This is a genomic window from Tumebacillus permanentifrigoris (assembly GCF_003148565.1).
GTDB lineage: Bacteria > Bacillota > Bacilli > Tumebacillales > Tumebacillaceae > Tumebacillus > Tumebacillus permanentifrigoris.
In genome coordinates this window covers 151973-165913 of the sequence record NZ_QGGL01000003.1, presented here as the reverse complement: position 1 = coordinate 165913, position 13941 = coordinate 151973, and the positions used below count along the sequence as shown (strand labels likewise).

Below are 13941 nucleotides of genomic sequence, written 5' to 3'. Positions count from 1 at the left end.
GTGTGTAGATCTCAGTCCCAGGTGATCTTGCCGAGCACGACCGGGCGCTTGGCACCGGTGGCGGCAGGCAGGTTGCTGGGTCTGCGATAATAGGTTTCATACCCGAGCACGGCAAATGCGACCGCTTCCTTGGCAGAGCTCGGGATGCCGGTGGCTTGGTCTTGGGTCAGCACCGTCAATGCGGGCAACTCGCGGCGCAGTCCGTCGAGCATCACCGGGTTATACGAACCGCCCCCGCCGACGATCATTTCGTCGATGGCATGGTGCGGCAAGACAAACGCTTGAATCGCACGGGCGAACGAGCGCACGGTGAAGGCAGTCGCGGTGGCGATCACATCCTCGGGGGCAAACCCCTGCTCCTGTGCGTCACGCCACCACTGTTCGACCATCTGCTCACCGAACAGTTCACGTCCCGTCGACTTCGGAGGTTGTGCTTGGAAAAAGGGCATCCGCAGCCACGTCGCCAAGTAGTCCTCCAAAACCTGCCCAGCCGACGCCATCCGACCGTCCTCGTCGTAACGCAGACGACCGTCCGTGAAACGGGTAACCAGCCCGTCGATGATCATGTTGCCAGGCCCGGTGTCAAATGCCAGCGTTTGCTCTGCAGCAGCCCCACGCGGCAACACGGTCAAGTTGGCGATCCCCCCCACATTGGCGAGGATGCGCCCACGCTCGGGATGCGCAAACAACAACGCATCCACAAAAGGCACCAACGGCGCCCCTTGCCCACCGGCCGCCATGTCGCGCACGCGAAAATCGGCGACGACAGGTCGGCCGGTTTTTTCCACGATCACTGCCGCCTCCCCGATCTGTAGCGTGGAGGTCACGGCGTATCCTGCGATCTCCTCGGCGATCGGGTGGTGGTAGACGGTCTGGCCGTGCGAGGAGATGAACATAACATTTGTTATGTCTACCCCTGCGTTGTTCACGACTTGTAGAACCGCATCTGCAAACACATGCCCGAGCAAAACGTTCATCTGCGAAACTTCAGCCGCTGTGACGCTTTGCTCAAAAAGCCGAAAGATGCGTGTGCGCACCTCCGCTGAGAACGGCACCGTCTCGAAGTAGTCCAGTTGCACGCTTACGTGCGGAGGCTCCCCGGAGATCGTGGTAATCGCAACGTCTACGCCGTCGACCGAGGTGCCAGACATCAAACCGATACAGATGATCCCGCTCATTGGGCGACCTCCAACGCGATCGGCAGGTGCCCTACCAGCTTGCGTTTGCCAAAAAGCGCCTCCGCCGCTACTTCGATACCCGCCGGTGTAAATTCATACACCGCGATGTGAGCGTCGAGGTTGGTGCAGACGGCGAGGTCGTAGGGAGCCCGCATCGAGATGACCACCCGTTGGAGCGGCAATGCCTCCAATTGGCGCAACAGCTCGGTCTGTACTGGGGAGAGGTGCGCATTCGAGGTGCCGACGACGACCGCCCGACACGCGGCCGCCACTTCGACAGCCTGCGCGATCTCCTGTGCAGTTGGCGGGTTCGATAGTTCCACACGCACGATGTTTGGATGTTGGCTCTCGATGGCGGTTGCCAGCGGGTTGATCAGATAGCGATCATCCTCGACGGGCGAGAGCGAGACGTTGCGCAGGTAGACGACCGCTACACGGTCCTCCGCTTCAATTTGCAACGGCAGGGCACCTGGACGCTGCGCAGTCAACGTGACCGCCGCCTCATACACAGAGCGCGCCAACTGCCGATGCTCCTCACAGCCCACCACCGGATCTGGTTGCAAATCGGGCTGGTCGAACAGCGGTAACCAATCATCCCAACTCGTATACCGCTCCTTCAACGCGAGGATGCGGCGCACCGAATCCTGCAAGCGTTGCGCGGAGATCTCACCTTCCTCGAAACCGCGCACGAAGCGCTCAATCGTCTGCTCCTGCCACTCATGCGTGTGCGAGAGAAACGAGAGATCGACTCCGGCGAGGAAGGCGCGATACGTGCCCTCCACCGTGCCGATCGTCTTCGCGATCGCATGCATCTCCATGCAGTCGGTCGTGATCACACCGCGATAGCCCAGTTCCTCGCGCAACAATTCAGTGATTACGCGGTGTGACAGCGTGGCTGGCGTGGCATCTGGCTCAAACTCGGGGAAGACGACATGCGCGATCATGAGCGCGTCAACTCCTGCTGTAATCGCTTTCATGAAGGGAGGTAACTCTACGGCATCGAGTCGCGCCCGGTCATGCGGGATCAGCGGCAGTGTGAGGTGCGAATCCAGCGAGGTATCGCCGTGTCCAGGGAAGTGTTTCCCACAAGCTGCTAGACCGGCCGCTTGCAACCCGCAGATCGCTTCCACCCCGTACTCGCCGACACGTTGCGGGTCTTGCCCATACGCGCGAACTCCGATCACCGGGTTGTGTGGGTTGTTGTTGACATCGAGCACCGGTGCGAGATTGAAATTGAAGCCCAGCGCGCGCAGTTCCCGCCCGGTGGCTTCCGAAACTTCGCGAACCCACTGCGCTCGACCCGCCGCCCCCAAAGCCATGTTGCCGGGAAAAAGCGTCGTGCCTGCCCCGAGGCGGCGCACGATGCCGTTCTCTTGGTCGACGGAGATCAAAAGTGGCAACGGGTGACCAGCTTCGTAGGCGATTTTTTGCAACGCGACGTTCAGCCGCAACACATCCTCTGGACGTCCCACGTTGCGGGCGAACAGGATCACACCACCGATGTGGTGCTCAGCGATCAAACGCGTGATCTCCGGCGACGGCTCCGTGCCGTGGAAGCCGAACATCATCGTCTGGCCGATCTGCTGGCGTACACTGAGCGCGGACAGATCCGTTTTAGGCGTCATGCGATCCCTCCTCGATGGCGGCGCGTGCAAATCCGTCCGCCGCTTGCAAACGTCGTTCGGCTTCGTCGACACTGCAAGAAGTCTTCAACATCACCAGCGCGACTTTGGCCCGACGACCAGATGCTTGGAGCGCTGCCGATGCGGTTTCATACTCCACACCCGCCGCCGTCATCAACATCCGGCACGCCCGGTCGACCAATTTGACGTTGGTCGGCTTCACGTCGATCATCAGATTGCCGTATGCCTTGCCCAAGCGAACCATCACAGCGGTGCTCAACATGTTCAACACCATTTTCTGTGCTGTGCCCGCTTTGAGCCGGGTCGATCCCATCAGCACTTCCGGGCCCGTCGACACTTCAATCGCGACCTCTGCCAACGCGCTGATCTCCGCACCTTGGTTGCAGGAGAGCGCGACCGTTCCAGCACCGACCTGCTTGGCGTAGCGGAGCCCGCCTGCGACATAAGGTGTGCGGCCACTGGCGCTCAGACCGACCACGATGTCCGCAGCGGTCAAGCGATGGCTTTGCAAATCCGTTGCCCCTGCATCCGAGTCGTCCTCTGCTCCCTCTCGCGCTTCGACCACTGCATCAGGTCCGCCTGCCACGACACCCACGACAAGGTCTGCCTCAATGCCAAACGTTGGCGGGCATTCCGAGGCATCGAGGACTCCGAGGCGACCGCTGGTGCCAGCTCCTAGATACAGCAGTCGCCCACCGCGCCGAAGTCTGTCCGCGATCTGATCGACGGCCGCCGCGATGCGCGGCACTTCCTGTGCCACCGCCTCCGCCACCGTGCGATCCTCGCCGTTCATCAACTGGACGATCTCCAGTGCCGACATGCGGTCGAGAGTGTCCGACTGCGCGTTGGTCTGTTCTGTTGCCAATTTTGCTATCGATTCCACGCTGTGCGACGACTCCTTTCTTACCTGCCCGCCTGTGCCAAGCGCAACGCGCCAAACACAGGGGGCTGCCCAAGCCGCAATTCAATGTGATCGGGCAGGGCGGTTGCCAACAGCCCGCGCAATGGACTTTCGGCAAAAAACAACCCACCCGCTAACACGACAGGGATGCGCTGAGCCGTGAAGTTCATTTTTTGCAATAGCGCGACGACGTGAGCCGCAAGTTCCCCTGCTGCATAGGCCAGCAAGGAAAGTGCCACCGCGTCTCCACTCGCAGCCGCCTCGAACACGAGATGCGCCGCCCGTGCCACTTGCTCCCGGGAGGCAGCCTCTCCATACACGAGCGGGATCAACTCCGTTGGCTCGCGCAGCCCGTAGCTGTTCAACACGAGTTCGGTCAGCGCCGTCTGTGGATCGCGCCCATCGTTCTGGCGCAAGACAGCGGTCAACGCTCGTCGACCGATGTCATAACCGCTGCCTTCGTCACCGAGCAGGTAGCCCCACCCGCCGACGCGCGCTTCCACGCCGGCCGCATTGCGCCCATAGGCGACAGAGCCTGTGCCTGCGATCAACACGATGCCTTCTCGTTGCTCAGTACCCGCCGCCAGTGCGATCAACGCATCATGGACGACACGCACCGCTGCCTCTGGCCACTGATTTGCAACCCAGAATTCCATGCGCAACCGCTCAGGTTCGCGGTCGATCCCCGCGAGCCCGAGACAGATCGCCGCCACTTGTGCTGTGGGTGGCAAGGTTGCGCGCAACTGATCAAACAACTCGCGCAAGGACGCCTCCGCCCCAGACCAGCCGTGGTGGTTGATGTTGCATCCTGCGGTGGTCAAGTCATGCAGTTGCGTGCCTTGTTCTGTAAAAACGACTGTGCGGGTCTTCGTCCCGCCACCGTCGATGCCAATGTAGACCTGCATCTCTCGCTCGACCTCCTAGCGGTGCAACTCGGCGTAGAGTTTGTACCGGTCACCGCGATAGACCGACTTGACGAACTCGATCGGTTCGTCATCCACATCAAAAGTCGTCCGTTCGATCAACAAGATCGCCGATCCGACCGGGATGCCGAGGATCTCCGACTCTGCCGGTCGAGAGAGCCCGACTTCGATGGTCTGACGGGCATAGCGGATCGTCAGTCCGTACTTCTCCTCTAACAAGGTGTAGAGCGACGCGGAGTGCAACGTCTCGTGCTCCAACTCCGGGAATCGACGCAACGGGAGGTGGGAAATCTCATACGCCATCGGTTTCTGGTCGGCGAGCCTGACGCGCTCGTAGATGATCACCTGTTGGCTCTCACCACTTCGACTCAAGCGGAGCGCAGACGCCACATGGGCGTTTGCGTTCTGCACGTATACGGCGCGAACTTGCGAATCGGGCTTGAGCCCGCGACTGCGCATGTCCTCGCTAAATGAGGTGAGTTTGAGCAACCCTTGGGCGATTTTCGGCTCGGCGACAAAAGTCCCCTTGCCTTGTTCGCGGACGAGCAGCCCTTCCTTCACCATCTCACCAAGGGCCTGCCGCACAGTCATGCGGGAGATCTCATAGTGGTCTGACAATTCACGCTCCGAGGGCAACAACGCACCGGGCGGCAATTCACCTTGCAGGATGGCGGCAGATAGTTTTTCTTTTAATTGATAGTAGAGCGGGATTGGTATGTGTTTGTTTAGCATCTGCTTCACCTAAGTTATAGAGGTCTATACCACTATATATTCGCAACCATTCAACCTTATCCTGCCTGTGTGCTGTCATTTTTCGATTGATTTTGCAAACTCGTAGACTTCAGAACCAATCGTCGTCGGGTCCCCGGCGAGCGTCCGCAGTTTTGCATCCAGTTGGCGGCGCAGGTCGGCATGCGCAGGGTCGTTCGCCCCCTTTTGCGCCAAGTCGAGCGCGAGCAATCCGGCCACTCCCTCGGCGGCGAGTTTGTTCAGCCACGGGTCGATCTCCGCGAGCAATGCCTGATTCTCCACGGTCGCGTGGACCTCTTGCGGGAGGTCGCGCAAGGTTTCCAGTTCGGCCCGCAGCGGTGCGACATCTGCGTGATTCGCTTGATACGCCGCGACTTTTTTGGCAAAATCGGGGTTGCCCGCCGTGTGGACAGGACTTTTGACCGCATACTTGGCGAACGTCAACAGCGGTTCGAACGCGCCTCCGCCTACCACTTCCTGCACGGCCGTTGCCCATGCAACCTCCGGGCGATAGGTATTCGGATGGTCGAGATAATCACCGATCGTCGCGAGGGCAATTTTTGACGCTTCCGGTTGGAGCATCGGGTTGGAAAGCAACCCTGCGGTGTGCGTGCCGAGTTCGGGATCGCGACCTTCAAGCGGGCCGAGAAACAGTTCCGGTTTCTTTTTGATCGCATAGGTGAAATCGTTGACTGGATAGTTATCCCATACCAGTGGCTGTCGTCCAAGCAAGGTAGCTGCCGCATCCGCTTGTGCCACCGTGATGCGCGGAGAGAGGATCTGCTCCCCTGTCCAGATCACCGGCACTTGTGGATCGAGCGTGGTGCGCATCGTCTGCCAGTAGGGATTGTCCTGCAATCCATAGTATGTGGTCGGGGCAAACCATAGCATGAATTGCGGGTCGCGCTCGCGGCCTTTTTTCAAAAGCCAATTCGCCAGCTCCGCGTGCGCCCGCGCCAAGTCGCCGCCGTATGCTTCCTGATCAGCAGGTTGCAACCGTTCCTGCACATCGTCAAACGACAACAAGACGGTGTGCACACCGAATCCACGCATCTGCTCCACTTTTGCCGCCAACTTGGCGCGGTCAGCAGGTGCCGAACAGGTGATCGCCGCCCGCTCCATCTCGGCAGTTAGGACCTGCCCTGGCAACGGCGCAGGCAACCCCGGTGAAATCGAATAAACGAACTTCACGCCGACCTCATTTGCACGCTTGGCAAGTGCCGCCATGCGGGAGGCTTCTGTTGCAGGGTAGGGATCTCCCCAACGCAAGCGTTGGTAGGGGTCATCCTTGGGCGCGTAGACGTAGGTGTTCAGGTGGTGTTCGCTCATGAATGACAACATGTCAAGCCGTTGCTCCTGTGACCACGGCTGCCCATAGAAGCCTTCAATCACACCGCGAATGGCAAAGGCAGTTGAGCTCTGCGCAGCGGGATCGACGGTCGGCGGCAGGGCTGTCTGTTGTGGCGCGGGAACGACTGTCGGCGGCTGGACTGTGGAGTGCGACGTGGCTTTCCACAGTCCATTGCCATAAACAACAGCCCCTGTGACCCCGGCCAACAGGACGAATCCGAGCCCTAGAAAGAGCTTCGTTGTAGTTTTTATCAAGCTCGCCTCCTTATTTCAAGTTTGTCAGGACAAGCGCTTGTAATAGAAAACGGTCGCGTGCAGCTCCCCGTCTGCAGATCGTGCATACTCGGGGATTCGTCCAGCCTCGATATAGTTGAGGGATTGATACAGCAAATTCGATGGGTCCCCCGCACGCGTATCCAATACCAGCAACGTTCGACCGTCAGCGACTGCACAAGCCTCGGCTACCTTCATCAAGGCTCGCGCAATGCCTTGGCCTCTGGACGCCGGGTGTACCATCAATTTTGCGATCTCAGCCCGATGGCTGCCGTTTGGTTTCTGACACAGATCTAGTTGCACAGTTCCCACGATTCGCTCGTTTCGAGAGACAGTCCAGACCTTGACATGGGGAGCCCAGACCCCCTTCCAGTACGCGAGCGCTTCTGCTGCACGCAGCGGTGGTAAAAACCCCACCGAAGCCCCCTCCTCCACCACGACGCAGAGTAACTCCGCGAGCTCCGTTACGTCCTGCTCCCTCGGATGTTGGAGTTCTGTAACCACCCATTCGTGCGACAAACAGATCCCTCCCAAGCTACTGGTAAGTTAAACACTTCCTATTTTACCAGTTCCACGGAACATGAGAAGCCCCTCTCGCCGATCCCTCCCCCCTCATCTCGAAGAGACTTTGCAGGAAGAGTATACGAAAAAAAACCACGGCTGCGTGCCCCGTGGTTTTTCCTCGTCCGACTCCTTCGTACCTCCTTACATCTCGTACACGTTCACCAACGACATACCGCTGTAGTACGCGTTCAAGATCCGATCATACGACCAGCCCGAGAGTCCGAGGCTGGAGGCCCCGTATTGGCTCATCCCCACACCGTGACCATTGCCGCCGCCAAAGAACGTGACGGAGGTCAGGTTGCCGGCTGCGTCGCGCGCGAGGTCAAACGTGGCAAACGCGGACGGGAGGATCGTGTAGTTCTTCAGCACGAAATTCGGATCATACGCAGTAGCACCGCCCTTGGCACGGGACAGCAGGACATCCTTGCCCCCGGTGTAGAGGTTGCTGGGACGCACCGTGAAGCGGATGTTGTACTCCTTCACGATCTTGTACGTGCCCGTGCTGGTTTCCACGACCAATTCCATCATGTTGCCGCCCGCCCCACGCTTGCTGACGGAGAGGTTGCGGACCGTGCCGACGCCAGTGGCCGGGATCGGCTTCGAGACGAACTGCCCGCTCGCGTCTTGGGTCAGAATTGCCGTCGGGTCCGCTTGGTAGCGACCTGCGAGGTTTTTGTTGATCGTGTTCTCCAACTCGGTGCGGGAGAACGCGACTTTCCAACGGAAGTAGTACGACTCAGAATCGTAGCCTTTGAGCGAGAGGTCTTTGTAGAACGCATTCAGCGCTGCTTCATCCTGCGTGTTCAGGTTGAGCAACTCGCCCGCTGCGTTCGGGTCGTACACGTAGCTTTTGGCATTGAGGTAGCCGATCGGCACGCCTGGGAAAGCTCCGTTGCCATCCGCCCAAACTTCGTGTTTCGCCGCGCCATAACCACCCGAAGTCGAGTAGTAGCGAGCATCGACCAGCGCATCGCCGCTCTTCATCACGAGTCCGCTCGTTTCAGAGACAGCCTGCGAGGTCAACGCGTTCTCCGCGCTGTTGTTGTACACTTGGCTCAACGTCGAGTCATCGACGTGGAAGCCCTTCGTCGCATAGCGGTTGCTTTCATAGTCGCCCAGCGCATAGGTGCGCGCGGCAACGCTTTGTGCCTTGAGCGCTTCGAGGCCGAACGAGGCCGGCATTTCGCTCGGTACGACTTGGCGCAGGTAGTCCTCGATCTGCACTTCGTTGACCAGAGCCAACTTGCCTGCAGTTGCCGCTGGGGTGATTTCAAAGAATCCACGGTACAGCGGATACCCATACGCACGCTTGAAGGTCATGATCTGCACCGGCATCGCAACATCTGCCGGGTACACATACAGACGGTTCGGCGAGGTGTAGAGGTCTTGGCCCGCTACCGACACATGGGTGCCGTCGACGCCCGGCACGAGCGCAACGGTCGTGTTGGAGGCGACATCGTAGCTCCAGTTTGCTTTTTTGTCCACGACTTGCAGGCCACCTGCGGACGCGAAGTCCAGACGGCTGTGATCAAGCGAGGCAAACCCGGAGTTGTTGATCCCCACGCGCATCGTCTGTACAGGCGTCTTGCCTTCCAGCAGCAACACGGTCGCTTTTTCCTGTTCATCGTAGAAAACGCTTACATTCTCTACGCCGACCGCGATGTCTTTCAACGATTGTGGAACCGTTTGCCCCCCCTCGACGAGGCGAAACACCGCATACGAGCTGGCGAGCTGGATCGATCCGTGCAGTTCGAGATCGATCACGCGCTTGGCTGTGTCCTTCGCCATGATCTTCTCATGGTAATACGGGGCGGTCACCGCTTCGCCACGGAAATCGACGATCCGACCATCCTTCGCCTTGAAGTTCACATACTGCCCTGGTGTGGCGACAAACGATTTGTTCTCCGTGTAGTAAGACATCGCCTGCCCACCTGTGATCACCGTGTAGTACCAGCTCGGGCCTTCCAGTATTGCGCTGACGACCAGAGCATGCTCTATGCTGTCCATCACCTTGTTGTCGTTCGCAGCCCACGCCCCATTACTCGGGAACAAGAGTGCAAACATCATCAGGAACACGGTCAAAATCTTCATTCCCTTTGTCATGCCATTTCCCCTCCCTTTTATCTATTGGTATAAAAGTGGTCTATACCACTTTCCTTATTTCGCCAAAAGTCTGATAATTCCTGCTGTGGGCATAAAAAAAGAACCTCGCCCAGGGAAGCGAGGTTCTCTCCGTATTCACTACTTCTTAGTAAGTGGTCAGGTACTGATCGCGTTCCCACTCGTGAACGGCCGTGCGGAACATATCCCATTCGATTTGCTTCGCTTCGACGAAGTGCGTAACCGCGTGCTCACCAAGTGCTGCAACGAGCAGTTCGTCAGAGATCAGCTCGTCGATCGCTTCCTTGAGGGAAGCCGGCAGCGAGAGGATGCCGTTTTCCAGACGCTCTTCTTCGTTCATCACGTAGATGTTGCGGTTGACAGCTTCTGCCAGCGGCAATTCGCGCTTGATGCCGTCCAGACCGGATTGGAGCATTGCAGCCAGTGCCAAGTACGGGTTGCAAGCCGGGTCCGGGTTGCGGACTTCGACGCGGGTACCCATGCCACGGGAGGCCGGGATGCGCACGAGCGGCGAGCGGTTTTTCGCAGACCATGCGATGTAGCACGGTGCTTCGTAGCCCGGTACGAGGCGCTTGTAGGAGTTGACGGTCGGGTTGGTGATCGCTGCAAACGAACGAGCGTGTGCGAGGATACCCGCCAGGTAGTGCTTCGCGGTTTTGGAGAGGCCGAGTTCATCCGACTCATCGTAGAACGCGTTCTCGCCCTTGATGAACAAGGATTGGTGGCAGTGCATGCCAGAGCCGTTGATGCCAAAGATCGGTTTCGGCATGAAGGTTGCATGCAGGCCGTGTTTGCGAGCGATGGTTTTGACAACCAGTTTGAAGGTCATGATGTTGTCTGCTGCGGTGACAGCATCCGAGTATTTGAAGTCGATCTCATGTTGACCGACTGCAACTTCGTGGTGAGACGCTTCGATTTCAAAGCCCATCTCTTCGAGGACCAGCACGATCTCACGACGGCAGTTTTCGCCTTCGTCGACCGGCGCGAGGTCGAAGTAGCCGCCTTTGTCATTGACTTCGGTGGTGACGTTGCCTTTTTCATCGAGCTTGAACAGGAAGAACTCCGGCTCCGGGCCGACGTTGAACTCGGAGAAACCAAGTGCGCGCATTTCGTTCATCGCTTTTTTCAACACGCCGCGCGGGTCGCCCGCGAACGGGGTGCCATCCGGCATGTAGATGTCACAGATCAGGCGAGCCACTTTCCAGCCCTTTTCGGTTTCCCACGGGAACACGAGCCAGGTGGAGAGGTCCGGGTAGAGGTACATGTCGGATTCTTCGATGCGAACGAATCCATCGATGGAGGAGCCGTCGAACATCATCTTGTTATCGAGAGCCTTGTCGAGCTGGGAGACCGGAATCTCTACATTTTTGATAACGCCCAGCAGGTCAGTGAACTGCAGACGGATGTAACGAACGTTCTCTTCCTTCGCCAGACGTTGGATGTCTTCCACGGTGTAATCGCGCTTCATGTGGTTTCTGTTCCTCCTCGACCCCACCCCTCTAACCGGCGGGCGGTGGTTCTTTGTATATTAGTGGAAAAACCGCGACAGGTCGCCGGCGTTGAAGGAGTTGTGCTGCATGCCCTTCAGGCCTGGCTTGTGCGTATGCAGGATTTCCTTTTTCAACAGATCGCGAAGTTCTCGGTCAGACAGGTCGCGCTTGACCTCCTTGACCATCTTAGCTTGTTCCTTTTCACTGATCGGCAGCAATTCGGAAGCTGTCTTCGCCGTACCCAATACTGTCTTAATCCCCGCGATGTTCAACCCCTGCTCGATCAGCTTCTTGACCTCCAGCAGCCGCTCCACATCGTTGAAGGAATACAGTCGTTGGTTGCCTTCCGTCCGTGCCGGGTAGACGAGCTGATGTTGCTCGTAGTAGCGGATCTGACGGGCGGTGAGGTCGGTCAGCTTCTGGACGATCCCGATTGGAAACAGGGCGAGGTTGCGTCGGATCTGATCATTCATCCACACCAGCGCCTCTCTCTAAGCTACTCCCAGTATATGCTGTGTCCTGAATATCTGTCAACACGTGTGAGCTAAGTTGACATCACTTTTTGAAAAAAGACCAAGTTGGTCGCCCCACTTGGTCTTTTTTCCCCTGCTATAGGTGGCCCGCCGCTTTTAAATTGGCAACAGCAGACAACACCGCGATCTTGGTGTGCTGGTAGGTCAGGCCGCCTTGCATATAGCCGATGAACGGTTCGCGGATCGGGCCGTCGGCCGAAAGTTCGATCGACGAGCCTTGGATGAACGCACCTGCTGCCATGATCACTTCATCCGCATAGCCCGGCATCGCCCACGGTTCTAAGTTGACATGCGAATCGACGGGTGCAGCCGACTGGATCGACTGGCAGAACCCGATCAGGCGTTCCTTGGTTCCGAGTTTGACCGCTTGGATGATGTCGGTGCGGCGCTCGACAGCGGACGGATGGGTGACCATGCCCAACTCTTCAAAAAGCGCGGCGGCAAAAACCGCGCCTTTTAGCGCTTCGCCAACAACATGCGGCGCGAGGAAAAAGCCTTGGAACAGCGCCCGGTTGGTGCCAAGCATCGCCCCTTGCTCGGCCGCGATGCCTGGCGAGGTCAGGCGGCAGGCGGCACGGTGTACGAGATCAGCTCGACCCACCACGTAGCCCCCGCTCGGTGCGAGGCCGCCGCCAGGGTTTTTGATCAGCGACCCGACGACGAGGTCAGCGCCGACTTCGGTCGGTTCGGTTTTTTCCGTGAATTCACCATAGCAGTTGTCGACAAACACGACGACATCCGGCTTGAGCTCCTTCACAAACTTCACCATCTCCCCGATCTCCTCGACCGTGAACGAGGATCGCCACGAGTAGCCTGCCGAACGCTGGATGCCGATCATCTTGGTGTTCGGCTTGATCTTGCGCGCGACTTCCTCGTAGTTGACCTTGCCCGACTCTTTCAGCGGCACACAATCGAACGACACGCCGAACTCGCGCAACGAACCTTCACCCGCTTCCCCGCGCACGCCGATCACTTCCTCCAGCGTGTCATAGGGTTTGCCGCTGATGTACAGCAATTCGTCGCCTGGGCGAAGCACGCCATAGAGCGCGAGCGAGATCGCGTGCGTTCCCGAGACGATGTGCGGGCGCACCAGTGCAGACTCTGCGCCGAACGTCTTGGCATAGACGACTTCCAACGTTTCGCGGCCTGCATCGTTGTGGCCGTAGCCTGTCGACGAGGCGAAGTGGAAATCGGCGACTTTTTCCGCTTGGAAGGCTTGTAGGACTTTGGCTTGGTTGTACAGCGCCACATCCTCGATGTGACGGAATTGGTCGGAGATCTTGGTTTCAATCTGGGCAGCCAGCGCTGTCCATGCAGGGTCGTGCAGTAAGTTCAATAAAGACAAGTCAAGTCGCTCCTATCTGGTAGATACAATTCTGGCCTTAGGCCGCACTCGTCTGCCGCTTGGCTTCTTCGTGCGTCAAGTTAGCTTTCACACGCTTCATTTGCGCCACGAGGATGCCCTCGACGATGATCAACAGGAACCACGAACTGATCTTGCTGAGGTCGACCAGATGCCAACCCTGTTTTTGGTCTGGATATTGCCACGCGCCGTAGAAAGTCGCGATGTTCTCACCGAAGTAGATGAACAGCCCGACGAGAAAAAACGCCAGCACCAGCGGCATGCTGCGCACGCGACCTCGCACTTGATAGAGCACCCGCGTGCGCCAGAATACGACGACGACTGCCAGCAGAATCCACCAGCGGTAGTCCCCGATGTAATGGTGGGTGAAAAAATTCAGATAGCCCGCCGCAGCGACTGGCATCGCCAGCCACCACTTCGGGTAATAGGAAAGTTGCATGTCCAAGCGTCGCCATGCTTGGCAGACATAGCTCGCGACGCTTGCGTACATGAATCCGCTGTACAACGGCACGCCCGCGATCTTCGACCACGCCGGTTCTGGGTATGCCCATGAGCCCATCTGCACCTTGAACAGCTCCAATGCCAAACCGATCAAGTGAAAGACGGCGATGACTTTCACTTCGTCCTTGGTCTCCAGACCGGTTTTGTACATCAGCACTTGCATGAGCAGACAGGCGATCAACAGCAGGTCATAGCGATGGAGTCCGGGGATCTGCAACTTGTGCGAGATCGCTAACATGCCGAAGATAAACACCGCGAACAGACAAGACATCGCCTCTTGATACGTGAAATGCGCCAGATCCAACACGCCGTTGCGCAGCCGAGTTGTGTTCATCCTGTCGTCCTCCATGT

12 protein-coding genes are annotated in these 13941 nt (G+C 58.4%); all 12 read right to left on the bottom strand.

All coding sequences use genetic code 11. The annotated features are described in order from the left end of the window. Positions 1 to 11: 11 nt before the first annotated feature. The 12 genes from C7459_RS04680 to C7459_RS04625 all read right to left on the bottom strand — a co-directional run bounded on the left by C7459_RS04680 (position 12) and on the right by C7459_RS04625 (position 13924). Positions 12 to 1178: an anhydro-N-acetylmuramic acid kinase gene (locus tag C7459_RS04680; RefSeq protein WP_109686849.1), complete on the bottom strand. Its 1167-nt coding sequence runs from the start codon at positions 1176 to 1178 to the stop codon at positions 12 to 14. Further along, positions 1175 to 2803, bottom strand: coding sequence for a glycoside hydrolase family 3 protein (locus C7459_RS04675; RefSeq protein WP_109686847.1), 1629 nt, complete (start codon positions 2801 to 2803; stop codon positions 1175 to 1177). The genes C7459_RS04680 and C7459_RS04675 overlap by 4 nt, the downstream gene beginning before the upstream one ends. Continuing rightward, the gene (murQ, locus tag C7459_RS04670; protein ID WP_245884392.1) at positions 2793 to 3704 is read right to left on the bottom strand and encodes an N-acetylmuramic acid 6-phosphate etherase; all 912 of its coding nucleotides are present in this window, start codon (positions 3702 to 3704) and stop codon (positions 2793 to 2795) included. The genes C7459_RS04675 and murQ overlap by 11 nt, the downstream gene beginning before the upstream one ends. Positions 3705 to 3724: 20 nt before the next feature. Beyond that, positions 3725 to 4627, bottom strand: a complete 903-nt coding sequence (locus C7459_RS04665) for an N-acetylglucosamine kinase (RefSeq protein WP_109686844.1) — start codon at positions 4625 to 4627, stop codon at positions 3725 to 3727. A 15-nt stretch (positions 4628 to 4642) separates the two neighbouring features. Next, positions 4643 to 5377, bottom strand: a complete 735-nt coding sequence (locus C7459_RS04660) for a GntR family transcriptional regulator (RefSeq protein WP_109686842.1) — start codon at positions 5375 to 5377, stop codon at positions 4643 to 4645. A 75-nt stretch (positions 5378 to 5452) separates the two neighbouring features. Further along, entirely contained in the window at positions 5453 to 7000 is a 1548-nt protein-coding gene (locus tag C7459_RS04655) for a protein O-GlcNAcase (protein ID WP_109686840.1), read from the bottom strand. Between the two features lie 24 nt (positions 7001 to 7024). Next, on the bottom strand, positions 7025 to 7537 hold the full coding sequence (locus tag C7459_RS04650) for a GNAT family N-acetyltransferase (protein ID WP_109686837.1): 513 nt from the start codon (positions 7535 to 7537) through the stop codon (positions 7025 to 7027). 186 nt (positions 7538 to 7723) lie between these two features. Beyond that, positions 7724 to 9685: a SpoIID/LytB domain-containing protein gene (locus C7459_RS04645; protein ID WP_109686835.1), complete on the bottom strand. Its 1962-nt coding sequence runs from the start codon at positions 9683 to 9685 to the stop codon at positions 7724 to 7726. 145 nt (positions 9686 to 9830) lie between these two features. Beyond that, positions 9831 to 11171 carry a type I glutamate--ammonia ligase gene (gene glnA, locus C7459_RS04640; protein ID WP_109686832.1) on the bottom strand — a complete coding sequence of 447 codons (1341 nt, stop codon included), beginning with the start codon at positions 11169 to 11171 and terminating at the stop codon, positions 9831 to 9833. Between the two features lie 60 nt (positions 11172 to 11231). Then, a complete protein-coding gene (locus C7459_RS04635; RefSeq protein WP_109686830.1) occupies positions 11232 to 11666 on the bottom strand; it encodes a MerR family transcriptional regulator in 435 nt (144 codons plus the stop codon). A 136-nt stretch (positions 11667 to 11802) separates the two neighbouring features. Further along, on the bottom strand, positions 11803 to 13071 hold the full coding sequence (locus C7459_RS04630; protein ID WP_245884391.1) for a methionine gamma-lyase family protein: 1269 nt from the start codon (positions 13069 to 13071) through the stop codon (positions 11803 to 11805). Positions 13072 to 13108: 37 nt separating this feature from the next. Continuing rightward, on the bottom strand, positions 13109 to 13924 hold the full coding sequence (locus C7459_RS04625; protein WP_109686828.1) for a DUF817 domain-containing protein: 816 nt from the start codon (positions 13922 to 13924) through the stop codon (positions 13109 to 13111). Positions 13925 to 13941: the final 17 nt, after the last annotated feature.